Annotated in this window: 25 protein-coding genes, 1 tRNA gene and 1 other RNA gene; 1 reads left to right on the forward strand and 26 read right to left on the reverse strand. The window is 45.1% G+C overall.

Features of this window, described 5'->3' with window-relative positions:
* Positions 1–64 precede the first annotated feature (64 nt).
* From H9630_RS16125 to H9630_RS16215, 19 genes are all read right to left on the reverse strand, one after another.
* Positions 65–475, reverse strand: coding sequence for a GNAT family N-acetyltransferase (locus H9630_RS16125; RefSeq protein WP_225218619.1), 411 nt, complete (start codon positions 473–475; stop codon positions 65–67).
* 90 nt (positions 476–565) lie between these two features.
* Entirely contained in the window at positions 566–760 is a 195-nt protein-coding gene (locus tag H9630_RS16130) for a hypothetical protein (protein WP_191716538.1), read from the reverse strand.
* Positions 761–985: 225 nt separating this feature from the next.
* Positions 986–1,339: a transfer-messenger RNA gene (gene ssrA, locus H9630_RS16135) on the reverse strand.
* A gap of 85 nt (positions 1,340–1,424) precedes the next feature.
* A complete protein-coding gene (gene smpB / locus H9630_RS16140; RefSeq protein WP_191716539.1) occupies positions 1,425–1,889 on the reverse strand; it encodes an SsrA-binding protein SmpB in 465 nt (154 codons plus the stop codon).
* Positions 1,890–1,938: 49 nt separating this feature from the next.
* The gene (rnr, locus tag H9630_RS16145; protein ID WP_191716540.1) at positions 1,939–4,263 is read right to left on the reverse strand and encodes a ribonuclease R; all 2,325 of its coding nucleotides are present in this window, start codon (positions 4,261–4,263) and stop codon (positions 1,939–1,941) included.
* Positions 4,264–4,287: 24 nt separating this feature from the next.
* A complete protein-coding gene (locus H9630_RS16150; RefSeq protein WP_191716541.1) occupies positions 4,288–5,034 on the reverse strand; it encodes an alpha/beta hydrolase in 747 nt (248 codons plus the stop codon).
* A 72-nt stretch (positions 5,035–5,106) separates the two neighbouring features.
* Positions 5,107–5,334, reverse strand: coding sequence for a preprotein translocase subunit SecG (secG, locus tag H9630_RS16155; protein ID WP_049694326.1), 228 nt, complete (start codon positions 5,332–5,334; stop codon positions 5,107–5,109).
* Positions 5,335–5,828: 494 nt separating this feature from the next.
* On the reverse strand, positions 5,829–7,124 hold the full coding sequence (gene eno, locus H9630_RS16160; RefSeq protein WP_191716542.1) for a phosphopyruvate hydratase: 1,296 nt from the start codon (positions 7,122–7,124) through the stop codon (positions 5,829–5,831).
* A 16-nt stretch (positions 7,125–7,140) separates the two neighbouring features.
* Positions 7,141–8,673 carry a 2,3-bisphosphoglycerate-independent phosphoglycerate mutase gene (gene gpmI, locus H9630_RS16165; RefSeq protein ID WP_191716543.1) on the reverse strand — a complete coding sequence of 511 codons (1,533 nt, stop codon included), beginning with the start codon at positions 8,671–8,673 and terminating at the stop codon, positions 7,141–7,143.
* The gene (tpiA, locus tag H9630_RS16170) at positions 8,666–9,427 is read right to left on the reverse strand and encodes a triose-phosphate isomerase (RefSeq protein ID WP_191716544.1); all 762 of its coding nucleotides are present in this window, start codon (positions 9,425–9,427) and stop codon (positions 8,666–8,668) included. The genes gpmI and tpiA overlap by 8 nt, the downstream gene beginning before the upstream one ends.
* A gap of 28 nt (positions 9,428–9,455) precedes the next feature.
* Positions 9,456–10,640: a phosphoglycerate kinase gene (locus H9630_RS16175; protein WP_191716545.1), complete on the reverse strand. Its 1,185-nt coding sequence runs from the start codon at positions 10,638–10,640 to the stop codon at positions 9,456–9,458.
* Positions 10,641–10,750: 110 nt separating this feature from the next.
* On the reverse strand, positions 10,751–11,758 hold the full coding sequence (gap, locus tag H9630_RS16180; protein ID WP_191716546.1) for a type I glyceraldehyde-3-phosphate dehydrogenase: 1,008 nt from the start codon (positions 11,756–11,758) through the stop codon (positions 10,751–10,753).
* A 3-nt stretch (positions 11,759–11,761) separates the two neighbouring features.
* Positions 11,762–12,802, reverse strand: a complete 1,041-nt coding sequence (locus tag H9630_RS16185) for a sugar-binding transcriptional regulator (protein WP_191716547.1) — start codon at positions 12,800–12,802, stop codon at positions 11,762–11,764.
* A gap of 107 nt (positions 12,803–12,909) precedes the next feature.
* Complete coding sequence (locus H9630_RS16190; RefSeq protein WP_191716548.1) at positions 12,910–13,140, reverse strand: glutaredoxin family protein; 231 nt, start codon at positions 13,138–13,140, stop codon at positions 12,910–12,912.
* 39 nt (positions 13,141–13,179) lie between these two features.
* Positions 13,180–13,947 carry a TPM domain-containing protein gene (locus tag H9630_RS16195; RefSeq protein ID WP_191716549.1) on the reverse strand — a complete coding sequence of 256 codons (768 nt, stop codon included), beginning with the start codon at positions 13,945–13,947 and terminating at the stop codon, positions 13,180–13,182.
* Positions 13,944–14,528 (reverse strand): LemA family protein, encoded by a 585-nt coding sequence (locus H9630_RS16200; protein ID WP_191716550.1) that lies wholly within the window; start codon positions 14,526–14,528, stop codon positions 13,944–13,946. The genes H9630_RS16195 and H9630_RS16200 overlap by 4 nt, the downstream gene beginning before the upstream one ends.
* Positions 14,529–14,784: 256 nt before the next feature.
* Positions 14,785–15,567, reverse strand: a complete 783-nt coding sequence (locus tag H9630_RS16205) for a TPM domain-containing protein (RefSeq protein ID WP_191716551.1) — start codon at positions 15,565–15,567, stop codon at positions 14,785–14,787.
* A complete protein-coding gene (locus H9630_RS16210) occupies positions 15,564–15,707 on the reverse strand; it encodes a hypothetical protein (RefSeq protein WP_191716552.1) in 144 nt (47 codons plus the stop codon). Before H9630_RS16210 ends, H9630_RS16205 begins: the two co-directional genes overlap by 4 nt.
* Positions 15,708–15,912: 205 nt before the next feature.
* Positions 15,913–15,984, reverse strand: a tRNA-Arg gene (locus tag H9630_RS16215).
* Positions 15,985–16,156: 172 nt separating this feature from the next.
* Between H9630_RS16215 and clpP the strand changes: the two genes are divergently transcribed.
* Positions 16,157–16,768: an ATP-dependent Clp endopeptidase proteolytic subunit ClpP gene (gene clpP / locus H9630_RS16220; protein WP_191716553.1), complete on the forward strand. Its 612-nt coding sequence runs from the start codon at positions 16,157–16,159 to the stop codon at positions 16,766–16,768.
* A 58-nt stretch (positions 16,769–16,826) separates the two neighbouring features.
* Here the strand turns inward: clpP and H9630_RS16225 are convergent, their stop codons facing one another.
* The 7 genes from H9630_RS16225 to H9630_RS16255 form a co-directional block, all read right to left on the reverse strand.
* Positions 16,827–17,084: an HPr family phosphocarrier protein gene (locus H9630_RS16225; RefSeq protein WP_191716554.1), complete on the reverse strand. Its 258-nt coding sequence runs from the start codon at positions 17,082–17,084 to the stop codon at positions 16,827–16,829.
* 53 nt (positions 17,085–17,137) lie between these two features.
* The gene (gene whiA / locus H9630_RS16230) at positions 17,138–18,088 is read right to left on the reverse strand and encodes a DNA-binding protein WhiA (RefSeq protein WP_191716555.1); all 951 of its coding nucleotides are present in this window, start codon (positions 18,086–18,088) and stop codon (positions 17,138–17,140) included.
* 23 nt (positions 18,089–18,111) lie between these two features.
* Positions 18,112–19,107 (reverse strand): gluconeogenesis factor YvcK family protein, encoded by a 996-nt coding sequence (locus H9630_RS16235; protein WP_191716556.1) that lies wholly within the window; start codon positions 19,105–19,107, stop codon positions 18,112–18,114.
* A 4-nt stretch (positions 19,108–19,111) separates the two neighbouring features.
* Positions 19,112–19,993, reverse strand: coding sequence for an RNase adapter RapZ (gene rapZ / locus H9630_RS16240; RefSeq protein WP_191716557.1), 882 nt, complete (start codon positions 19,991–19,993; stop codon positions 19,112–19,114).
* A complete protein-coding gene (locus H9630_RS16245) occupies positions 19,986–20,471 on the reverse strand; it encodes an NUDIX domain-containing protein (protein ID WP_191716558.1) in 486 nt (161 codons plus the stop codon). The genes rapZ and H9630_RS16245 overlap by 8 nt, the downstream gene beginning before the upstream one ends.
* A gap of 204 nt (positions 20,472–20,675) precedes the next feature.
* The gene (trxB, locus tag H9630_RS16250) at positions 20,676–21,638 is read right to left on the reverse strand and encodes a thioredoxin-disulfide reductase (protein WP_191716559.1); all 963 of its coding nucleotides are present in this window, start codon (positions 21,636–21,638) and stop codon (positions 20,676–20,678) included.
* A gap of 77 nt (positions 21,639–21,715) precedes the next feature.
* Positions 21,716–23,230, reverse strand: a complete 1,515-nt coding sequence (locus H9630_RS16255; RefSeq protein ID WP_191716560.1) for a tetratricopeptide repeat protein — start codon at positions 23,228–23,230, stop codon at positions 21,716–21,718.
* Between the last annotated feature and the right edge of the window lie 19 nt (positions 23,231–23,249).

Genomic DNA, 23,249 nt, shown 5'->3' on the forward strand with positions numbered 1-23,249 from the left:
GTACTTTTTTCACTTTCTTAAAACCGCATTTCTCATAACATCGAACCGCTCTTGTATTGAAAACTTAAGGATCCAACACAATTAAATCCACGTTTTTCAAATGAAAAAGTGTATTTGTGAATTTTGTAACCATGGTCGTCCCGATTCCTTGGTTAAAGTATTCGGGTACCCCGATAAATTGGTCGATGCCGCATACATTCAACGTTGGAGGATAGCCGAATCCTGCCTGGATTTCTTCAGCCAATTTATAATATTGCATAAATCCGATTGGCATTGTGTCCAACTCCACAATAAACGGGTACACATGAACTTCTCCGTTTACTCTCGGTTTATATTTTGCCTTTACCTGATCTAACAAATATGGGGAATCCACCTCTCCGTAGAATTCCAGAACTTCCGGTGTGCTTAACCACCGAGCCATAATGTCATAATCGGCATGAACCATTTTGCGAATGGAAACCTTGTGAGAAATCATTAAAAAATGCCTCCAGTGCTTATATAGTCCAGCCAGTGGCTTCACAGTAAAATAAGGTTGCTTTTATAAGGAGAGATGGGTTCATCTTCTTCATTCTTGGATCAATAATTGTGAAATGATTTCAGCACTTCCTGGTGAAAACATAAACAGTGAAAAAGCAATACTTGCTGCTCCTATGCAGATTACTGCTGTTCGAATCAGCAAGGAAAATCGACTTTTCGAAAAGATTCCTTTCAACAGCAAATACATTCCGATGCCTAAAATTAAAAAATACCAAAATCCCATTGTGTCACCTCTTTCAAAGCCCTTTTATAAGAGGACGTCATCTATCATTAAAAGTTCGTAAAAACCCATTTCGCTCCGTATTCCCTTGTAAATCAGTGCTAAGGACACTAATAAACCTTCTAATATAAATTGTTGATGGAAGACTCTGCTAGAAGTAGAAAGGAGCAGCAACAGAACAACAAAAAAACGCCAAAACCTGTAAGGGTTTTGACGTTTTTTATCTCACTATGGAGACGGCGGGAGTCGAACCCGCGTCCAGAAACTCCGCTACTTGAGCGTCTACGCGTGTAGCTTATTCATTGAGGTTTCATGCACCATTCTGCCAATAAGCAGGCGTCCTGGGCACTAATCTGAGAATCTCTCCCGTTTGCCTCAGATGGCAGCAAACGTTGTATCCCACTAAAGTTGAGCTTTACCCAGCCACATGGGCGATGGATAGATAAAGCAGATCCGAGCTTACGCTGCGAATGCTAGGTTTTGGTTTGTTTTGCCAGTTGTTATAAATACGTTGGTGACGGAGCCGACCCTCCGACGCGCGACCCAAGCCCAGATCATCCCTGTCGAATCCGTAACGTCCCCTTATTAAAAAGAGACACGGAAGATGAATAAACAGCTTCATGTGCTATATCTCTAGTATAAGGCAACATTGGTCTGACATCAAGTCTTAGCGGTTGTGTTCTTTTATGGCACGGTCGATTTGACGTTTTGCGTCTTTCTTCTTCAAATCTTCCCGTTTGTCGTAGTTCTTCTTCCCTTTACCGACGCCAAGCAAAATTTTCGCAAAGCCGTCTTTCAAATACATTTTCAGTGGAATGATTGCAGAACCCTGGACTTTCGAATGTGCCTGCAAATCAGCGATCTGTTTCTTATGCAACAACAATTTACGTGAACGTGTCGGGTCATGGTTAAACTGGTTGCCCTGCTCGTAAGGGTTGATGTGCATATTTGAAATCCAGGCTTCCCCATTACGGATCCGAACAAACGAATCCTTCAATTGGACTTTGCCGTTTCGTGCAGATTTAATCTCAGTACCCTGCAAGACAATCCCTGCCTCGATCGTTTCTTCGATGAAAAAATCGAAACCGGCTTTCTTGTTTTGGGCAATTACTTTGCCTTCTCCTTTGGCCATGTGGTTTCACCTCAGCTAGATTCAAAAAAGCGGCTCTGAAGCCGCTATTTTATTTTTTCTTGTTGCGTCCTTGTTTTGCGGCGCCTTCATAAAACTTTTTCTTTTTGTTTTTTGGCTTGCGTGTAGGACCGCCGCCTTCTGGCTTCTTGCCGTCGCGTCCCGGTTTTCCGCCACCGTCTTTTTTCGTGGCACGGATTACTTTCGGCTGTTCTCTTCTCGACTGGCGAGTGTTTTGCACCATGCCTACAATTTCAAAATCAATGGACGACTCTTCCGGTTTTACGCCGATGACTTTGATTTCAATTTCATCACCAATCCGGAATTGGCGTTTATTTCGTTCGCCGATCATCATCATGCTGCGATCGTCGAAACGGTAATAATCATCTGTCATATTGGAAACGTGAACCAAACCTTCAATGGTGTTCGCGAGTTCGATGAACAAACCGAAATTCGTTACAGAAGAAATGATGCCGGTAAATTGCTCGCCGATTTTATCAGCCATAAACTGTGACTTCTTCAAAGCGTCTGTATCTCGTTCAGCTTCCACTGCGCGGCGTTCGCGTTCCGACGTATGTGTCGCAATATCATCCATATTGGCTTCCCAATAGGCAATTGTTTTTTTCGACAGGTCCTTCTCGATCAAGTAAGTTCGAATTAGGCGGTGTACAACCAAATCAGGGTAACGGCGAATCGGCGACGTGAAATGCGTGTAGAATTCCGTAGACAAACCAAAATGCCCCAGGCTTTCATTCGAGTATTTCGCCTGTTGCATCGAACGAAGCATCATAGTTGAAATGACCGGTTCTTCCGGAGTCCCTGCAATCGACTCAACAATTTCCTGCAAAGCTTTTGGATGAATTTGTGTTCCTGAACCTTTCACCACGATGCCGAAATTCGTAACGAATTCGAAAAAGCGCTGCAGTTTTTCAGGCTTTGGATCTTCGTGGATACGGTAAATAGCGGGCACATTCATGTGATGGAAATGTTCAGCTACTGTTTCATTGGCAGCCAGCATAAACTCTTCAATCAGACGTTCAGCTACTGTGCGTTCACGAACCACAACGTCCACCGGGTAGCCATTTTCATCCACCAGCACTTTGGATTCCTTGAAATCGAAATCGATGGCACCACGGCGCATCCGCTTCGTACGAAGTACTTCAGCAAGTTCTTTCATCAATTCGAACATCGGTACCAATTCGCTGTACTTTTCTTTCAGCTCTTGGTTGTCCTGTTCGAGAATTTCATAGACATCTGTATAAGTCATACGTGCCGAGGTCTTGATGACACTCTGGAAGATTTCATGGGACAGCACTTCGCCCTGATCATTGAAAATCATTTCACAAGACAAAGTCAGACGATCCACCTGCGGATTCAATGAACAAATGCCATTTGACAGACGGTGCGGGATCATCGGAATGACACGATCAGTCAAATAGATGCTTGTTGCACGGTCATAGGCTTCCCGGTCAATAGCCGAGCCTTCCGTCACGTAATGGCTGACGTCAGCGATATGTACGCCTAATTTATACGTGCCATCTTCATACTTCACTACTTGAACGGCATCATCCAAGTCTTTGGCGTCAGCCCCATCAATCGTCACAATCTGTTCGTTGCGCAAATCGGTGCGGTCGTTCAAATCGGCCGGATCAATTTCATCCGGTACATTATTCGCCTGTTCCAGAACATCCGGCGGAAATTCCGTTTCAATGCCGTATTTATGGATAATGGAAAGAATATCGACACCCGGGTCATTTTTATGGCCAAGAATCTGCGTGACCATGCCTGTTGCAGATTTTCTGCCTTCCGGCCAGCCGGTAATCTCAACGACCACTTTGTGGCCATCTACAGCCCCTAATGTATCGTCTTTAGCAATAAAGATGTCCATGTTCATTTTTTTATCATCTGTTACAACAAAACCGAAACCTTTATTGTCCTGGAATGTTCCGACAGCTCTTGTGGTGCCGCGTTCGATGATCCGGATAATCGCGCCTTCGCGACGGTCCCCAGAAGACCCTTCAGATACACGGATCAGCACGGTATCACCATTTATTGCACCATTTGTTTCAGTCGGCGGAATAAAGACATCATCCACTCCTGCTTCTTCAGGAGCGACAAAGCCGAAGCCTTTTGGATGCCCGATGAATTTTCCGCGCATCAGGTTCATGCGTTCCGGCACACCGTAACGGTTTGATCTTGAACGGACAAGTGCACCCGTTTCTTCAAGACGCACCAATGTTTTCACCAATTCCTTAAATTCATCGGCATCTTCAAAACCGAATTGCTCTTCTATTTCCTGTACAGTCAGCGGCTTGTATGCTTCTTCACGCATGAAGACCAGCAATCGCTGTTCCAATGAACGTTCGTTAGTACTCAAATCTAACTCCTCCTTTGTGACGGTTCACACACTCCAATCAAGCGATTCGAGAAATGCAAAAATGTCTTCGTGCAATTGTTTTTTCTCTTTATCAAGCGTAATAACATGGCCCGAATTTTCGTACCACTTGATGTGTTTGTCGGTCGATTCAGCGGTGTCATAAATGACGTTGGCTGAATCCGTATTGATGACATCATCCAGCCTGCCCTGAACAACGAACAGCGGCGCATAAACATGATCCACTTGTTCTTTGACTTCTGCGATCAAGGCACGCAAATCGGCCAGCGATTCCATTGGCCGTTCTTGGAAAGCCTTCATTTCTTTTTCGATATCTTCATCGCTTTTTCCTTCATATTTCTTGTATTCACGCGCATATTTTAAGACACCCTCATACATGAGGTCAGTGGTTTTCATATACATCGGAGCGCACATGGTGACAATTCCCTTGATAGGTTTTGTATACCCTAATTTCAGGCTGAATACGCCGCCCAATGACAGTCCAGCCACCGCAATTTCAGTATATCCCTCTTCCAGCAATGTCTCATATGCTTTTTCCACGTCTTTCCACCAGTCGGCTGGACCGGTGCCCACTAACTCTTCAGGCGCTACACCATGACCTGCATAATGCGGGGCGATGCTTGTGTAGCCTTTGGTCTCCAAAAAACGGCCCAGCATGCGGACGTCTGCGGAATTTCCTGTAAAGCCGTGTAATAGAAGCACTGCCCGAGGGCCTGTTTTAAAGAAAAATGGTTTTGGTTGCGAAATCCGCATTATAATCCCTCCAATTCCAATACTAAAAGAAAACGCCCAACCATGTATGGTCAGGCGATTTAATCATCTACATTAAACTTTCGTTACGGCAACAGCCAGAATAAAGAATAAGGCAGCAAGTACAATCGTAACCCGGTGCAGGACCAAGTCCAAACCACGAGCTTTTTGCTTGCCGAAAAGTTGCTCTGCTCCACCGGAGATGGCTCCTGAAAGACCTGCACTTTTTCCAGATTGCAATAAAACGACAACGATTAATGCGAGCGATACGATGACGAGTAATGTCATTAACAACGTATGCATAAATTCCACCTCCTGAAAAGAACGTTCACAACAAAACTAAGTTTACCAAAAATTGTGACCTGTGACAATAGCAATAGAAAATAGAGGCAAATGCCTCTATTTTCTTTAGCTAATGCATTTACTTTTCTAAAGTTCAAAAACTAGTAGCAGATTGGAAGAAATCGCTTCAGGCGTACGCTTTCCGCAGGCGGTCCGTCAGGCTCCTCAGGCTTTCGCCTTGCGGAGTCTCATCTGGACACGCTATCCCGCAGGAGTCGCCGCCTTGCACTCTTTCTTCAAAGCATCAACTAACAACTCATAGTAAATTAAAAAAGAATCACAGTTACAAATAGGATATGTAGCAAATCAGCGGAGACTCCCGCGATAGCGAAGTGCCGAAATCCACTCGGGCATCCAGCCCGAGTTAGTTCGGCGCAAGCACGCAGGAAAGCGGAGCTTATTTGCGAAATATCCACTGCAACCCATATGATTTAAAAAGCACTTGAACTCATGGGTTATTTTTTCAAGTTGTAAAAAGTTTTTAGACCCAAATATTGACCTGTTTCAAATAACTGATCTTCGATGCGCAACAACTGGTTGTATTTCGCAACACGGTCCGTACGTGATGGAGCACCCGTTTTGATTTGTCCAGCATTTGTTGCTACTGCGATATCTGCAATTGTAACATCTTCAGACTCACCAGAACGGTGGCTGATTACTGCTGTGTAGCCGGCACGTTTCGCCATTTCAATCGCATCGAAAGTTTCTGTCAATGTACCGATTTGGTTAACTTTGATCAGGATTGAGTTGCCGATGCCTTCTTCGATTCCTTGAGCCAATTTTTTCGTGTTGGTAACGAATAGATCGTCTCCAACCAATTGCACTCTGTCACCGATTCGTTCAGTCAATAATTTATGTCCAGCCCAGTCGTTTTCATCCAATCCATCTTCAATCGAAATGATCGGGTATTTATTGCAAAGCTCTTCGTACCAGTCAACCATCTCTGCAGATGTTTTCACTGTGTTATCGCCTGGCAGGTTGTATACGCCTTTTTCTTTGTCATAGATTTCAGAAGAAGCGACATCCATTGCCAATAGTACATCAGTTCCGGGCTTGTAGCCGGCTTTTTCAATTGCTTCCATGATTGTTGTTAAGGCTTCTTCGTTTGAACCTAAGTTCGGTGCAAACCCGCCTTCGTCTCCAACAGAAGTGTTATAGCCTTTTTCTTTTAGTACCGCTTTCAAGTTATGGAAGATTTCTGCACCCATTTGAACGGCTTCCCGGAATGATTTCGCTCCAACTGGCATAACCATGAATTCCTGGATGTCCACATTGTTGTCGGCATGTTCGCCGCCGTTCAAGATGTTCATCATCGGTACCGGCAATTGTTTCGCGTTGAAACCGCCCAAGTACTGATAAAGCGGAAGATCCAAATAGTTGGCTGCAGCATGTGCAACAGCTAAAGAAACCCCAAGAATCGCATTGGCGCCTAAGCGCCCTTTGTTTTCTGTGCCGTCCAATTCGATCAATGCTTTGTCGATTGACACTTGGTCAAGGACTGAATATTTTTCTTCCAAAGCTTCAGCAATTTCAGTGTCGACATGCTCAACAGCTTTTAAAACACCTTTGCCAAGGTAGCGGCTCTTATCGCCATCACGCAATTCTACTGCTTCGTGTTCGCCTGTAGAGGCACCTGAAGGTACGATAGCGCGGCCGAATGCGCCGCTTTCTGTGAATACCTCAACTTCGATTGTCGGGTTCCCTCTTGAATCTAAAATCTCACGTGCTTGAATGTTTGTAATAATTGGCAATTAAAACAGCTCCCTTTTAATATAATGGTTTTCCAGTCATTTCGATCGGTTGTTCGATGTCCAGCATTTTTAAAATGGTGGGTGCCAAGTCGGCCAGAATGCCGCCTTCACGTAAAACATATCCGGATTTCGTCAAGATCACCGGTACTTTATTGGTCGTGTGTGCCGTCATCGGCATGCCTTCAATCGTCCGTACTTCGTCAGCGTTGCCATGGTCTGCAGTAATCAATGCCGAACCGCCTTGGGCATGCAAAGCATCAACTATGCGGCCTAAGCATTCGTCGACCACTTCGATGGCACGGATTGTCGGTTCCAGCAAGCCGCTATGGCCAACCATATCCGGATTTGCAAAATTCAGGATGATGGCATCGTGCGCACCAGCCTCGATTTGTTCCACCAGGCGGTCGGTCACTTCGTATGCACTCATTTCAGGCTGCAGGTCATAAGTTGCCACTTTTGGAGACGCCACCAGAATACGGTCCTCTCCAGGAAAGACGCCTTCACGTCCTCCGCTCATAAAGAAAGTCACATGCGGGTATTTTTCGGTTTCTGCAATCCGCAGCTGAGTCAATCCGTTCGCTGAAACCACTTCCCCGATTGTATTTTCCAGGTTCAGTGTTTCAAACGCCACACGAGTCGGCAAGTCCTCACTATAAGAAGTGAACGTGATATAAACCAAGTCTCTCGGGTGCTTCGCACTTAACGGGAACCCGGTAAAATCTTCACGAATAAATGCCGATGTCAATTGGATCGAACGATCCGGGCGGAAGTTGAAGAAAATCAGCGAATCTCCAGAATCGATGGTCGCAACCGGCTTGCCGTCTTCGACAATGGCGAACGGCACGATAAACTCATCTGAAATGTCCTGATCATAGGAATGGGTGATTCCAGCATTTGCCGATGGCGCTGTCTTACCGATTCCGTCAACCAGAACCCGATATGCCAAATCAGCACGTTCCCAGCGTTGATCGCGGTCCATTGCGTAATAGCGCCCACTGATTGATGCAAATTTCCCGACACCAATTTCTTTCATTTGTTGTTCAGCTTGTTCAACATATTTGAGTGCTGTACGAGGCCCTACATCACGGCCGTCTAGGAAACCGTGAACATACACTTCTGTTAGTCCTTGCTGTTTCGCCAGTTTCAATAATGCAAAAAGGTGTTCGTAGTGGCTGTGTACGCCCCCATCGGACAATAAGCCCAAAATGTGCAGGGCTTTCCCGTTGTTTTTAGCATTGCTGACTGCTTCCAGAAAAGCAGCATTTTCATAAAAATCGCCATCGCGAATCGACTTGTTGATGCGCGTCAAATTCTGGTACACAATCCGCCCAGCCCCAATATTCAAATGGCCTACTTCAGAATTGCCCATTTGGCCATCCGGCAAACCGACAGCTTCTCCAGAAGCCGTCAGCAGTTCATGCGGATAACTTTTCCATAAGCGATCGAAATTCGGTTTGTTCGCTTGCGCTACTGCATTGCCAAAAGTCTCTTCACGGCAGCCGAATCCATCTAAGATGATAAGAGCTGCTGGATGTTCGGTTTTACGCATGTGAACCAGCCTCCAGCAATTTGACGAACGACTCGGTTTCCAGGCTTGCGCCGCCAACCAATGCTCCGTCAATATGCTCCATACCCATCAATTCAACAATATTAGCCGGTTTCACACTTCCGCCATACTGAATGCGCAACTCTTCAGCAGCCTCTTCATTGTACAAAGCTGCTACTTTTTTGCGGACAATTCCACAAACTTCGTTGGCATCTTCAGCTGTAGCTGTTTTGCCTGTGCCAATAGCCCAAATTGGTTCGTAGGCAATGACAAGACGAGAAATTTGCTCTTCAGTCAACCCGGCAATGCCTTTTTCCACTTGTGCTTCGACTACAGATCCTGTTTCGCCATTTTCACGCTGTTCCAAAGTTTCACCGACACAAAGTATCGGAGTCAAGCCATGGCTGAAAGCGGCTTTCACTTTTTTGTTGGCAGACTCATCAGTTTCATTGAAATACTGGCGGCGCTCAGAATGGCCGATAATGACGTATTTCACACCGATGTCCGTTAATTGAACTGGGCTGATTTCCCCAGTGAACGCGCCTTCATCTTCTTCCGACATGGTTTGTGCACCGATTTGAAGTGCACTGTCTTGTGAAGAGATGACCAGCTGTGACAAAAATAATGCGGGTGCGCAAATAACTGCATCCACTTTGTCAGAATCCGGAACCAAACCGTTTACTTCTTCAATAAATTGTTTGGCTTCTCCAGCTGTTTTGTACATTTTCCAGTTTCCTGCAATAATTGGTTTTCTCACAAAAGCACTCCCTTTCCAGTCATTTGCTTTACTTGTCGGTCAATGCACTGACGCCCGGCAAGTCCTTGCCTTCCATAAATTCCAGTGAAGCTCCGCCGCCTGTCGAGATGTGGTCCATTTGATCAGCTACGTGGAATTTTTCCACAGCTGCAGCAGAATCCCCACCACCGATGACAGTGTAGCCTGATGTCTCGGCCATAGCTTGAGCTACAGATTTCGTCCCATTTTCAAATGCCGGCATTTCAAATACCCCCATCGGTCCGTTCCAGATGATCAATTTTGAATTCTTGATAACATCTGCATACAACGCCGCTGTTTCAGGTCCGATATCAAGACCCATCCAATCAGCCGGTATTTCTTCGATTTTCACACTTTTCGTGTCTGCATCTTTGGAAAACTCGCTGGCAACTGTTGCATCCACCGGCAAATAAAACTTGACGCCTTTTTGTTTTGCTTTTTCGATAAAGGATTTTGCCAATTCCAATTTGTCTTCTTCCACTAAGGAGTTCCCAATTTCATATCCTTGAGCTTTGATGAAGGTATAGGAAAGCCCTCCGCCAATCAATAGATTGTCCACTTTATCCAGTAGATGATCGATTACACCAATTTTATCTTTTACTTTTGCGCCACCGATGATGGCTGTAAATGGACGATCCGGTTCGGACAACGCTTTGCCCAAAACTTCAAGCTCTTTTTCCAGCAGCAAGCCCGATACGGACGGCAAATGGCTGGCAATGCCTGCTGTTGAAGCATGTGCGCGGTGCGCTGCACCAAATGCATCATTGACGAAGACGTCTGCCAGTGCAGCAAATGCTTTAGCGAGTCCTTCGTCATTCTTTTCTTCACCCGGATGGAACCGGACATTTTCAAGCAGGACGATATCGCCTTCTTGCATAGCTGAAATCTCCTGTTCAACTTTTTCGCCGATTGATTCGTCCAGGCTTTTTACTTCTTTATGTAACAATTCACTTAACCGGACGCCTGTTGCAGCAAGTCTCATATCTTCATTGACTTCACCTTTAGGACGGCCAAGATGGCTGGCCAAAATCACTTTTGCGCCTTGCTCAATCAAGTATTCGATGGTCGGTACAGCTGCACGGATTCTTGTATCATCCGTCACTTTGCCATCTTCCATCGGCACGTTGAAATCGACACGGCAAAATACACGTTTTCCTTTCAAATCCAAATCTTTCATGGTCATTTTCTGCTGCATGAAAATACCTCCTATTTGTATTCAAAAAAATAAGGGGCGGGGTAAGTCCCCGCCCCTTTTACCCTCTTTTATTATAGAGGTTCATTGGTAATTAAGCTATGATTTTGGGATTACAAGCCCTTTTTGTACATGTGCAATGCAAGGTCGATACAACGTCCTGAGTAGCCGGATTCGTTATCGTACCAAGCAAGGACTTTGACCATGTTATCCCCGATGACCATAGTTGAAAGGCCATCAACAGTAGATGATGCAGTGTTGCCATTGTAGTCTCTAGAAACAAGTGGTAATTCGCTGTATTCCAGGAAACCTTTCAATTCGTTTTCAGATGCTTCTTTCAATGCATTGTTGACCTCTTCAACAGTTACATCTTTTTCAAGATGTGCAACCAAGTCGATCAATGAAACGTTTGGTGTCGGAACGCGGATTGCCATCCCATCAATTTTGCCTTCCAATTCAGGCAATACTTTAGCCACTGCAGTAGCTGCACCAGTAGTTGTTGGAATCATGGATTCAGCTGCTGCACGTGCACGGCGGAAATCTTTGTGTGGAGAATCCAATAGGATCTGGTCATTTGTGTATGAATGGATTGTTGTCATCATTGCATGCTTGATGCCGAAACGATCGTTCAACACTTTTGACATTCCAGCAAGGCCGTTTGTTGTACAAGATGCGTTCGATACAACATCATGCTCTTCAGGGTTGTACGTTTCATGGTTAACACCCATAACAAGTGTCTTCATGCCGTTTTTGCCTGGTGCTGAAACAATAACTTTTTTCGCGCCGGCTTCGATGTGTTTTGAAGCAGAAGCTGTATCTGTGAAGAATCCAGTAGATTCAACAACGATATCTACGCCAAGCTCTCCCCATGGAAGGTTTGAAGGATCTTTTTCAGAGAATACGCGGATTGTTTTGCCGTTTACGACAATGTTATCGCCTTCTGCTGAAACTTCAGCATCCAATGTTCCGTGGATTGAATCATATTTTAGAAGGTGAGCCAGCATTTTTGCGTCAGTCAAGTCATTTACTGCGACAACTTCCACTTCTTCGTTTGCCATTGCCCCACGAAATACGATGCGTCCAATACGTCCAAATCCGTTAATTGCTAATTTTAAAGTCATTTACTATTCCTCCAATTTTTTAGTCAATTCAAGTATTTTTCGTGCTGCTCCTTCGTCAGTGATCAACACTGTCGGGGTCGGTGCATTGTTGAAATAAGATAAGATTGCCCTTGCCTTGGAACCTCCACCAGCAACTGCCAAAATTGTTGAAGCTTTTTGTACCTGCTCCAATTGAATCCCCGCTGTGCGGATCCGATAAACAATTTTTCCATCTTTATCGAAATAATAGCCAAAAGCCTCACTGACTGCTCCGCCAGACCGTATCTTTTCTACTTCTTCCAAAGAAGAGTGCCGGCGTACCGCCATCTCTTCCGCATTGCCTATGCCATGGACCACTACATCCGTCTGATCATACAAGTCCATCATTTCCTTGATCACTGGCTCTTTCATCATCATTGCAAATGCTTCAGCGCTTAAGTGATCAGGCAAATAAAGAGTTTTGAACGAACCGCCTGTTTTTTCCGCAAAAGCGGCGGCAATGGTGTTTGCCTGATGAAGGACATCTTCTCCAAGCCCACCGCGGGCTGCAATAAATTGAAGCGTCCGATCCGGCTTGCCGATGGATAATTCTTTCGAGATGGCTGCCATCGTGCTGCCCCCGGTAACGGCTATTTTCTTACAGCGTCCGAATAATGCTTCCAAAAGCCGGGCAGCTTCTTTGCCAATATGGGATTTTACTGCTGGAATTTCATCACTGTCTTGTGGCAAAATCACCACTTTTGAAATTCCTAATATCGACTGCAGCTGAATTTCCATATCAGTCAGCCCGGACAGTTCACGCACGAAAACTTTCAGCTCTTCCAGTACTTCCAATCCTTGCGAAGTAACCGTCATGCCCGCCGTTTTCATTTCAATCAACTGCTGATTGCGCAGCAGATCGGTTTCTTTCCTAATTTCACGCTCTGTAGCTCCGGCAACTTCACTTAACGTTCGCCTGCCGATCGGTTGTTCCAAATTGATGGTCTGTAAAATCTGGTACCGTTTTTTCAGGAGTTCGGACATTTCTGGCATCAGCTTTTGCTGAGCAGCAGATAAAGCATCCATTTGTTCACTCCATTCCAGTTGGACGTTTTTTGTCCCATTGAATAATTTTGTGTCCCACTAAATTCATTCTACCGAATCTTTCTATCAATTGCAAACAAAAAGAAGCGTTAACTTTCTAACGCTTCCAATAAATCTACATAACCGATATTGCCGTACAGCAAAACCTTATTGTCTTTTTCCAAAACCGGAATCATCAGCATGTATTTTTCATGCAATTCATCATCACTTTCGATATCGATTTCTTTGTACGACAATGGAAAGTCTTCATTTACCAATTGAATCATCAACTTAGCTTCATCACAAAGTGGACAATTGGCGCGCGTATACAGGGTAAACATTGGATTCCTTCTTTCTCTAAAAAGCATTAGCTTATACTTTTAGAAGCCTCGCCCGGCACCGCCGCCTCCAGACATGCCGCCTCCGCCTCCACGGAAACCACCGCCGCCGAAACCGCCGCCAAAGTTTCCTGGACCCATGTAAATTGTTCTGCGGCCCATACGCCTGCCACGGCCGCCGCCTTTGCCTCCGCCTCCTCCGGTAATAAGGATGAGAATAGCAGAAACAATCAGGATGGTCATGAATGGCGGAAGTCCTTCCTGCTGCTGTTGGGTAGCCGCTGCCTGCGGTTCTACAGGTTCACCATTCCATTGATATTCAGCGGCAACTTCCTGATACAGGACTTCATACAAATTGATGACGCCTTCACTGTAATTGCCCTGGCTCAAATAAGGAATAGCGTATTCATCCAAAATCCGGCCGACTTTCCCATCCGGCAATGCGCCTTCCAGACCGTAACCGATTTCCACATAAATTTCCCGGTCATTCGGTTCATCCAGTGACAGAACTACCAGAATTCCGTTGTTTTCTTCTTCCGAACCGACGCCATAATGGCGGAACGCCTGATTGGCGTAACTTTCAATCGGTTCACCTTCAAGCGTGGGAATTACCAGTACCATGATCTGGGCACTAGTCGCATCTTCCAGACCACGACCTAATTGGCGCAGCTCCTCTTTTTGCTGTTCTGACAAAATACCGACTTCATCCTGAACGTAAATATCATTCGTCAATTCCGGAAAGTCAGCTGCAACACCTTGCCCGCTGACCATCAGCAGCAGGAAGCATAGGAGCGCTATTCTGCGTCTCATTGTTCATCCTCATCTGTTCCAAAATCGACTTCAGGTGCTTCGGATGCATCCGGATCTGCTTCGAAGTATTCTTTTTCATCAAATCCGAAAATACCAGCAATCATGTTCCCCGGAAAACTTCTGGCTTTACGGTTAAATTCCGAAACGGTTGCATTATAATCTTGGCGGGCTACCGCGATGCGATTTTCCGTACCGGCCAGTTCATCCGACAGCTGCTGGAAATTTTCGCTGGAGCGGATCTCCGGGTAATTTTCCACTACGACAAGCAAGCGGCTCAACGCCCCGCTCAATTCAGCATCTGCTTCCGCCTGTTCACTGACGCCTTCCGCACCGGCCAAGTTCGAACGGGCTTCCGTTACACTGTCGATGACATCCTGTTCTTGATCAGCGAAGCCTTTCACTGTTTCCACCAGGTTCGGGATCAGATCCAACCTGCGCTGCAGCTGGTTTTCAATTTGGGCGTAAGACTGGTTGACGTCCTCTTCAAGCTGGACAAATCCGTTGTAGCTTGGCACAAGAATGGCTGCCACAATGGCAATTAATGCAATTACAATAATAATAGGAATCAACAATTTCCTCAAATGCTCCACCTCTTTAACTAGTATGTATTAGTAATCATTTCCCTTACCACACGACTTTTTAAACGTTTCTTTTCGGAATAGGCCTGAAAAGAAGGAGTAGACAGATGCCAGCTGCGCCATTCCTTTAGAAGGCAATTTCTCTAAATTGAAAAATAAGACTCGCCCTCTAATCTATTCAGGCAGAATGAACTGGAAAATCCCTAGCATTTCAAATCATTTCATCTGGCCAACTTTCAACTTATCACATCACCATTAGTTAAAATTTCCGTTTTGCACCGCCGCCCCCACCAGAACCTCCTCCACCTCTGCGGGGTCTGCTGCCTCCAGAGCTTTTTCTGGCACTGCTGCTCCGTGAATGGCTTCTCAACCCGCCACTTCTGGATTTTTTGCCATTGCCTCTTCCTGCACCATCTCCAAATAAGGCCACAACAATCCAAATGCCAATGACGATGGCTATAATAACACGATGAAGCGGCCATTTTTCACGGGGCTCATAAGCAGGAACTTGGGATGCTCCAGTCTGGGGAGCTGCAGCTTCAGCATTTTGGCTATATTCTGCTGTCACTTCATGATAAAGCGCTGTATAGGTATTCCTAATGCCTTGGTCGAATTGATCTTTCTTCAAATACGGCACGGCGTAATCATCCAATATCCGCCCCACCTTAGCATCCGGCAAAACGCCTTCCAGACCGTAGCCCGTAGCGATATAGATTTCACGGTCGCCTGTCGAAACTACCATTAGAACACCGTTATTCTCATCTTCAGAACCAATTTCGTAATGGCGAAGAGCTTCTAAAGCATAACTTTCAATAGCCTCTCCTTCCAGCGAAGGAATGGCCATCACAGCAATCTGGGCAGTCGTCGCATCTTCTAAGTTTTTACCTAAAAGGCGCAATTCTTCTTCAGCTTCATCGGATAGAACACCAGAAATGTCCTGTACATAAATATCCTTGGTTAGTTCGGGGAAATCGATTGCGTTGACAGGAGCAGCCACCAGGAAGATCCCTAATGCACTCAAAAGGATAATTTTTTTCTTCATTTTTCATTATCCATTCCGAATTTGATGGCAAACACTTCAGAAACACCCGGATTTGCTTCAATATACTTTTCTCTATTCAAACCGAATCCACCTCTAATCCATAAAGTTACGCTTAGATTGGAAATCACTAATTTCTTCACCCAGCTTTCCTCTTTTCGATACTATGTAATAATATTTCGTTATAATTATGCATGTAAACTTTTTACATATCTTTCGTAGTATAGCTTATTTAACCGCTTAACAGAAGATTCCATCCATAAGCGAATTTTTGCATCTTTGCATATGGCAACAAAAAAAAGCCCGCATCGCCGATTAAACGGCAAAACGGACTTTCCTGTTTATTGATGCCCTCGGAGGGAATCGAACCCCCATCTCAAGAACCGGAATCTTACGTGTGATCCATTACACTACGAGGGCGTATTCGCTATTAGCGACTTTTCTATTATACAAAACCATTCCGACTTAATCAAGTCCATTTTTTTAATTCGTTAGATTTGACCTTCATTGACCATCATGTGTATGATAATAGTACAGCTGAGAGAACTTTCAGCATTGTTTGCACACCACTTAATCGAGGAGGAACTATTCTATGAACTTAATTCCTACAGTAATCGAACAAACAAGCCGAGGCGAACGTGCTTATGATATTTATTCACGTTTGTTGAAAGACCGTGTTATTATGCTGGGCAGCGGAATTGATGATAATGTTGCGAATTCAATCGTCGCGCAGCTTCTGTTCCTTGAAGCGGAAGATCCGGACAAAGACATTTCCATTTACATCAACAGCCCAGGCGGCAGCATCACAGCCGGTATGGCAATTTACGATACAATGCAGTTTATCCGTCCAGACGTACAGACAATTTGTATCGGTATGGCAGCTTCAATGGGCGCATTCCTATTGGCAGCTGGAACAAAAGGCAAACGCCTTGCATTGCCGAATGCCGAAGTCATGATTCACCAGCCTCTTGGTGGTGCTCAAGGCCAAGCGACTGAAATTGAAATTGCAGCGAAACGCATTCTTCATCTTCGCGAGAAATTGAACCAGATCTTGTCTGAACGCACAGGACAACCAATCGAAGTCATTTCCAAAGATACGGACCGCGATAACTTCATGACAGCAGAACGCGCGCTTGAATATGGCTTGATCGACCAAGTCATCACACGCAGCAAATTGCCTGAAAACCACAAAAAAGATATCTAAAATAAAAACCTCACAGCCCAATGGCTGTGAGGTTTTTATTTGCTCTAATCAGAGGTGATTAAGCTTCCTGCTCGATAATTCCAGAAAGCGACTGAACCGCTTTCTCCTCGTCCAAGCCGTCTGCTGAAATCGTGATGAGTGTGCCTTTGCTGATAGCTAAGCTCATGATTCCCATGATGCTTTTAGCGTTTACTTTTTTATTGTCTTTTTCCAAGTAGATATCCGCTGTGTATCTGTTCGCTTCTTGAACAAATAAAGCAGCCTGTCTTGCTTGAAGACCTGATTTCAATAATACTTTCACCTGTTTTTCAACCATACTTATCCTCCTCTAAAACTTCACTCTCTTATATATGAAAGAACAGCCGGCATTTAGCGGCCGATCATTTCTCCATTTCTCAACGATGCAGCGATTTCATCGATTTTCCGCAGCCGGTGATTGACACCTGACTTACTGACTGTTCCACCAGACACCATTTCACCCAACTCTTTCAAGGTGACGTCTTGATACTCTACCCGAAGTCGGGCAATTTCACGCAATCGTTCAGGCAATTGATCGATTCCAATTGCTTCATCGATAAAACGGATGTTCTCCACTTGACGCAATGCGGCGTCGATGGTTTTGTTCAAGTTTGCCGTTTCGCAATTTACTAAACGGTTCACGCTGTTGCGCATGTCCCGAATGATTCGGACATCTTCAAATTTCAACAAAGCCGAATGTGCTCCAGTGATGCTCAGAAAGTCCGATATTTTCTCCGCTTCTTTCAAGTACGTCACAAACCCTTTTTTCCGTTCGATCATTTTGCTGTTCAAATGGAATTCGTTCATTAGATCAACCAAAGAATCTGCATGGTCTTTATAAAGAGAGTAGATTTCCAAATGGTAGGAGGATGTTTCAGGATTGTTGACAGATCCGCCAGCCAAGAAGGCCCCCCGCAAGTAAGAGCGTTTGCAGCAGTTTTTTTCAATCAATGTTTTAACGATTTGGTGCTGGAATTGAAACCCTTCTGTCAATATCTCCAGGTCTTCCAGGATATGCTTGGCACCTTCCCGAATTCTGCAAATATAGATATTGTTCTTTTTTAAACGCATCTTTTTTCTGACGAGCAATTCGACAGGATACGGCTTGTAGAAACGTTTCAATAAGGTATAGATACGGCGGGCAATTGCCGCATTTTCAGTCTGGATATCCAGGCTTAATTGCCGATTGGAAAACGACAATGTGCCGTTCATCCGGATCATAGCGGAAAGTTCTGCCTTTCCACAACAATCATCCACTTCTATCTGTGTCATTTCTTTTTTTGTTTCCGATGCAAAAGACAAAATTCGTTCCCCCTTTCAAAGCACTAGAAGTAAAGCTGCTTTGAATCTTCACTGGCACGGCCCCCAGCATATTCAAATAACCATTCTGCCACTTTCATCGGCTCATGCCGCACTATTTCCCCAAAGATATTGGCGATGTCTTTTCGGTGGACTTCGAGGCCCATCTCTTTCAGCTTCTCTTCGTCATATTCCACCGGCCATGCTTTTTCTTTTTTGTAGCGTTCGGCAACAACCGGCGGCACTTGGACTTTATCTAGCAGAATCGCATCCAAAAATCTTTCGCCGACATGGTCATAAAGTGCCTGTACGTGGTCAGAGGCTGTATATTCATAGGTTTCGCCCGCTTGTGTCATTAAATTACAGATATAAATCTTCTTCGCTTTTGCCGCAAGAACTGCTTTTTTAATATCTTTCACGAGTAGATTCGGCAAAATACTGGTGTACAAAGAACCCGGTCCGACCACGATTACATCGGCGTTTTCAATGGCCGCTATCGCAGCAGGCAGTGCTTTTACATCACGGGGTTCGATGAACACCCGTTTAATCGGCTGCAAATATGCAGGAATCTTGGATTCGCCTTTGATGATCGTGCCGTCTTCCAACTCTGCATTGAGCGTTACAATTTGATTGGCCGCAGGCAAAACGGTGCCATTGACACTCAATACACGGCTCATTTCATGGACGGCATGAGAAAAATCACCGGTAATATCCGTCAAAGCCGCAAGCATCAAATTACCCAAGGAATGGCCATCCAAATCCAAGGAATGTTTGAAGCGGTACTGGAACATTTCCGCTACCAATGGTTCTGTATCCGATAATGCAGCCAGCACATTTCGGATATCTCCTGGTGGCGGGATGTCCAAGTCATTTCGCAAACGCCCTGAACTTCCCCCGTCATCTGCCACAGTAACGATAGCCGTCAAATCCAGCGGATACAGCTTCAATCCCCGCAAAAGTGTGGAAAGGCCAGTGCCACCGCCTAAAATAACAATGCGTTTCCGGTGTTGGTTGCGTTCCATGCACTCAATCCTTTCTTATTTTGACGTCTCTGTGGGTGATGATGACTTTATTGTTCTCAGCGAGAAGTTTTCCGTAGTACTCAGCCAAGGTCACAGAACGGTGCTGTCCGCCTGTACAGCCAAAGGCAATGACCAATTGGGCTTTTCCTTCATTTTTGTATTGCGGAATCATAAACTGCAGAAGATCCGTCAATTTCTCGATTAGCGTCTGTGTTTCCTGCCATTTCAGCACGTAACTGGAAACCCGTTCATCCAATCCCGACAAAGGATTCAGCTCTTCAATATAGTAAGGATTCGGCAAAAAGCGGACATCGAAGACCAGGTCGGCATCGATCGGCATGCCGTGCTTAAACCCGAAAGACATCACATTCACTGTGAACACATTGCTGGTCTTAGAAGAAAAGTCCGCGATGATTTTCTCCTTCAGCTCACGTGGCGACATATTGGATGTATTGTATTTAAACTGCGCTCTTCCCTGAAGATCACTTAACATGTCACGTTCTTTTTTAATGCCGCCCAAAACCAGTCCGCCTGGCGATAACGGGTGAGATCTTCTGGTTTCTTTGTATCGGCTCACCAATGTTTGGTTTTCCGCATCCAGAAACAGAACTGTGATGGAGACATTCGGTTCCTGCGATAAATGGTCGATCGATTCTACAAGGCTGTCAAAAAAGTCGCCGCCTCGTAAATCCATGACTGCTGCCACACGTTTCATCGATTTCCCTGAATCTCTCATCAACTTGATAAAAGTAGGCAAAAGGGCAGGAGGCAAATTATCAATCGTAAAAAAGCCCAAATCTTCAAAACTTTGGATTGCCACAGTTTTTCCTGCTCCTGACATGCCTGTAATGATGATTAACTCTGTTTCTTCTTGGCGGTTATCCATTTTGGTGGTTCACCTCTTCTATTGATGTTTGGATGGTTTCTTTGATTAACTGGAAGTCCGGTGTGTAATGGAATGTCCCATACTGGATTCCTTGCTGGCTGGCCGCAAATTGCAGGTTGGTCCGGTCGCCTTCTGCCATCGGCAAAAACGCCAGATCCTCAACCGGATGCCATTCCAATAAGCCTTCTCGTGTTTCTTCAAACACTTTTCCGGTCAGTCCACGGGCTGCAAATGTGAAGAGCATCCACTCGTCCACATTTTGTCCATTTTCCTGGATCATCATCGTGTATATGCCTTTTAAATGAGTTCCAACCGGAGTCGCATTCGTTTCTTCTTTAAACTCCCGAACGGCCGCTTCGAAAATCGACTCACCGGGCTCCATCTTTCCGCCAGGTGCCACATACCAGTCACGGCGCGGTTTCTTCAATAATAATACTTGTCCATTTTGGATAACTAATAAATTCGCGATTCGCTGCACATTCGACACTCCGCATCTATTGTAAACTTACTTCATTATACATGTATCCTGGTGTGTCATGCAAAAGAATGCAAAAAAAGAGGCCGTTTACCGGGTTGCCCGGAAAACGGCCTATCCAAATTCTTTATAAAAAGGGGGTCAATTTACTTTCTTAACTATACCTCTTATACATGACAAAGCTGTTACAAACAGATTAAGAAAAAATTAAGCTTGAGTTTTCATTGCCATTTTCTCGATAAGCTCTTCAATAAAATGTTGAGCTGCCTGTGCTGCAATGCTGCCATCTCCTGTTGCCGTAACTACTTGGCGCAAAGTTTTTTCACGAACATCTCCGGCTGCAAAGATTCCTGGAACTTTGGTTTCCATCTTCTCATTGGTCACCACATATCCTTCATCATTTAAAATCCCCAGTTCAGTAAATGGCTTTGTCAAAGGCAACATGCCGATGTAGATGAAGACGCCGTCTGCTTTAAATTCTTTTTCAGTCCCATCATCCGTCGATACCAATGTTACGCCTCCAACTTTGCCGTTTCCATCGTCGTGGATTTCTTTGACCGTGTTGCTCCAGATAAAGTCGATCTTGTCATTGGCGAATGCACGGTCTTGAAGGATTTTTTGGGCACGAAGTTCGTCGCGTCTGTGGACGATGGTTACTTTATCCGCAAAACGAGTCAAATAAACGCCTTCCTCGACTGCTGAATCTCCGCCGCCGACAACCACTAATTCCTTTTGTTTAAAGAAAGCTCCATCACAAACCGCACAATAGCTCACACCGCGGCCGCCAAGTTCAGTTTCTCCTGGAATGCCCATTTTCTTGTACTCGGCTCCCGTTGTTACGATAATCGCACGTGTTTTGTACTCTTTTGATCCAGCTTTGATGGTTTTGTATTCCTCGCCGTCAATAATTTCGGTAACATCGCCATAAGCGTATTCAGCACCGAATTTCTTCGCATGTTCAAACATTTTTGTAGATAAATCCGGTCCAAGGATGTGGTCAAACCCTGGATAGTTTTCAATTTCTTCCGTATTGGCCATTTGGCCACCCGGAATGCCGCGTTCAAGCATCAATGTCGATAGATTCGCACGGGAAGTGTAAACAGCGGCAGTCATGCCTGCTGGTCCTGCTCCAATAATAATTACATCATAGATTGTATTCGTTTCAGTCATAACAATAGACCTCCTATTTCTCAGTAGCTAAATCGTATAAGATTCCGGGAAAACCTTCAACTTTTATGCCTATGCTCCTATTTCGGGAGGTAAGCAATGAGTTCTTTCATGTATTTCGTCAATGTAGCGACCGAAACACTGAACTGGTCAGCCACTTCTTTTTTTGTCAGCTTTTCATTTTTGGATGTACTGACCATATAGTCAACAGCTGCCGCCAATGCTGCCGGATTCTTAAACGCATAGTTGCGCGGGAATGCTTTTTCAACTAACAAGAACCACATTTGAAAAAGGTCTTCCTTCTGCTTCGTGACCATTTCTTGATTTGCGTAGAGGAGCTCTGCAGTTTCCATTGCACGCATGAATGCCCGTTCTTCAGGAACAGACTCTTTGAACGGATGGCCAAGCGCATATCCGAGCACAAACGTTTCCAATGCCGATGGCTGAGTGGATTCCAGCCAATTTGGATGTGAAATAATTTCCTGTTTATGGGACGATTTGCCGAGCAGGAACAACCCTAAGAGCCGCTCACTTTTTTTGGCATGATCCAACTTCTTCGTCAAGTAATCACGGTCATGCTCCAGTGCGTCTGCATGCGGCATCGCGGCATGCTCATTCCATGGCTCATAGCCATCTTTGCCTGGATCCATTTTCTTCAATTGCTCCCATGCTTGGCGGGATGCTTCTTCATGCCCCGAATGGTAGGCAGCATGCGATAACCAGAAATAGAAAGCAGGGTCTCCGTCAAAGCCGCGTTTCTGCAAGCTTTTCAGCCAACGATAAGCTTCCTTGTATTTGCCGACCAGTGCAAACGTCGCTCCCAGTTTGTAGCGATGCTCGAATACGTAAGGCTGGATTTTTTTCAACAGCTCAAGGACATCATCCAACTCCGCATTTTTTTCGTAGTAGTGGAAGACTGCCAAGTTACAGAGGGCGTGGAGATTCCCTGTGTTTCTGCGCAGTACATCATGGAGCAGCGCTTTCGCCATTTCGGCTTCCCCGATATAAAAGTAAGCCAAAGCAAGGTTGTTATAGGCGCCCCAAAAGTCAGCCTTTTCCTCAACAAGCTTTTCCAACAGCTCAATGGCTCCAGTAAAATCGCCTTGCTCCATCATCCGGCGGGCTTTCTCCTGACGGTAATAATATTCGCTGTCCTGCGCTTCCCCGTCATCGTCAAACAGCTGCCAGTCTTCCTGTTCTGCGAAATCCACAATTTCCATGGCTTCGGCTGTATATTTCCCTTGCGTCTCATAGACCAGGTATTTTTTGGCGTATTTTCGCGCATCCCAAAACAAGCCCATATGCGCATGGACTTCTGCAAGAAAGAATAGGATTTCGGGTTCTTTCGGATCCAGTTCATGCGCAGCATGCAGCATATCCATAGCCTGTTCAAACTCCTGCATTTCCATCAGCACAATACCGTATTGCGACAAGATGAGCGGATCTTTCGGGCTCAGCTCTGAAGCACGGCGCAAATATTTATGGGCTTTTGGATAATTTTCACGCTGAAGCTCTTTCAACCCTTTTTTGTAGTAGAATTCTCCTGTCGGTATAAAAGACAGCACGTTTTTATAGTTTGTTTTTTTATTCTCCAAAATATGCCTCCGAAAAAGT

Origin of the sequence: Planococcus wigleyi, assembly GCF_014836985.1 — a bacterium.
In the GTDB taxonomy this organism is placed as follows: Bacteria; Bacillota; Bacilli; order Bacillales_A; family Planococcaceae; genus Planococcus; species Planococcus notacanthi.

Excerpts from the sequence above, each read along its gene's own strand:
- trxB (WP_191716559.1), bottom strand. The coding sequence starts at position 21,638 with ATGACTGAAACGAATACAATCTATGATGTAATTATTATTGGAGCAGGA.
- H9630_RS16150 (WP_191716541.1), bottom strand. The coding sequence starts at position 5,034 with ATGCGGATTTCGCAACCAAAACCATTTTTCTTTAAAACAGGCCCTCGG.
- H9630_RS16195 (WP_191716549.1), bottom strand. The coding sequence starts at position 13,947 with ATGAGACGCAGAATAGCGCTCCTATGCTTCCTGCTGCTGATGGTCAGC.
- H9630_RS16225 (WP_191716554.1), bottom strand. The coding sequence starts at position 17,084 with ATGGTTGAAAAACAGGTGAAAGTATTATTGAAATCAGGTCTTCAAGCA.
- gpmI (WP_191716543.1), bottom strand. The coding sequence starts at position 8,673 with ATGCGTAAAACCGAACATCCAGCAGCTCTTATCATCTTAGATGGATTC.
- smpB (WP_191716539.1), bottom strand. The coding sequence starts at position 1,889 with ATGGCCAAAGGAGAAGGCAAAGTAATTGCCCAAAACAAGAAAGCCGGT.
- H9630_RS16185 (WP_191716547.1), bottom strand. The coding sequence starts at position 12,802 with ATGGATGCTTTATCTGCTGCTCAGCAAAAGCTGATGCCAGAAATGTCC.
- clpP (WP_191716553.1), top strand. The coding sequence starts at position 16,157 with ATGAACTTAATTCCTACAGTAATCGAACAAACAAGCCGAGGCGAACGT.
- H9630_RS16125 (WP_225218619.1), bottom strand. The coding sequence starts at position 475 with ATGATTTCTCACAAGGTTTCCATTCGCAAAATGGTTCATGCCGATTAT.
- secG (WP_049694326.1), bottom strand. The coding sequence starts at position 5,334 with ATGCATACGTTGTTAATGACATTACTCGTCATCGTATCGCTCGCATTA.
- H9630_RS16130 (WP_191716538.1), bottom strand. The coding sequence starts at position 760 with ATGGGATTTTGGTATTTTTTAATTTTAGGCATCGGAATGTATTTGCTG.
- H9630_RS16235 (WP_191716556.1), bottom strand. The coding sequence starts at position 19,107 with ATGGAACGCAACCAACACCGGAAACGCATTGTTATTTTAGGCGGTGGC.
- H9630_RS16205 (WP_191716551.1), bottom strand. The coding sequence starts at position 15,567 with ATGAAGAAAAAAATTATCCTTTTGAGTGCATTAGGGATCTTCCTGGTG.
- gap (WP_191716546.1), bottom strand. The coding sequence starts at position 11,758 with ATGACTTTAAAATTAGCAATTAACGGATTTGGACGTATTGGACGCATC.
- rapZ (WP_191716557.1), bottom strand. The coding sequence starts at position 19,993 with ATGGATAACCGCCAAGAAGAAACAGAGTTAATCATCATTACAGGCATG.
- H9630_RS16190 (WP_191716548.1), bottom strand. The coding sequence starts at position 13,140 with ATGTTTACCCTGTATACGCGCGCCAATTGTCCACTTTGTGATGAAGCT.
- H9630_RS16175 (WP_191716545.1), bottom strand. The coding sequence starts at position 10,640 with ATGCAGCAGAAAATGACCATGAAAGATTTGGATTTGAAAGGAAAACGT.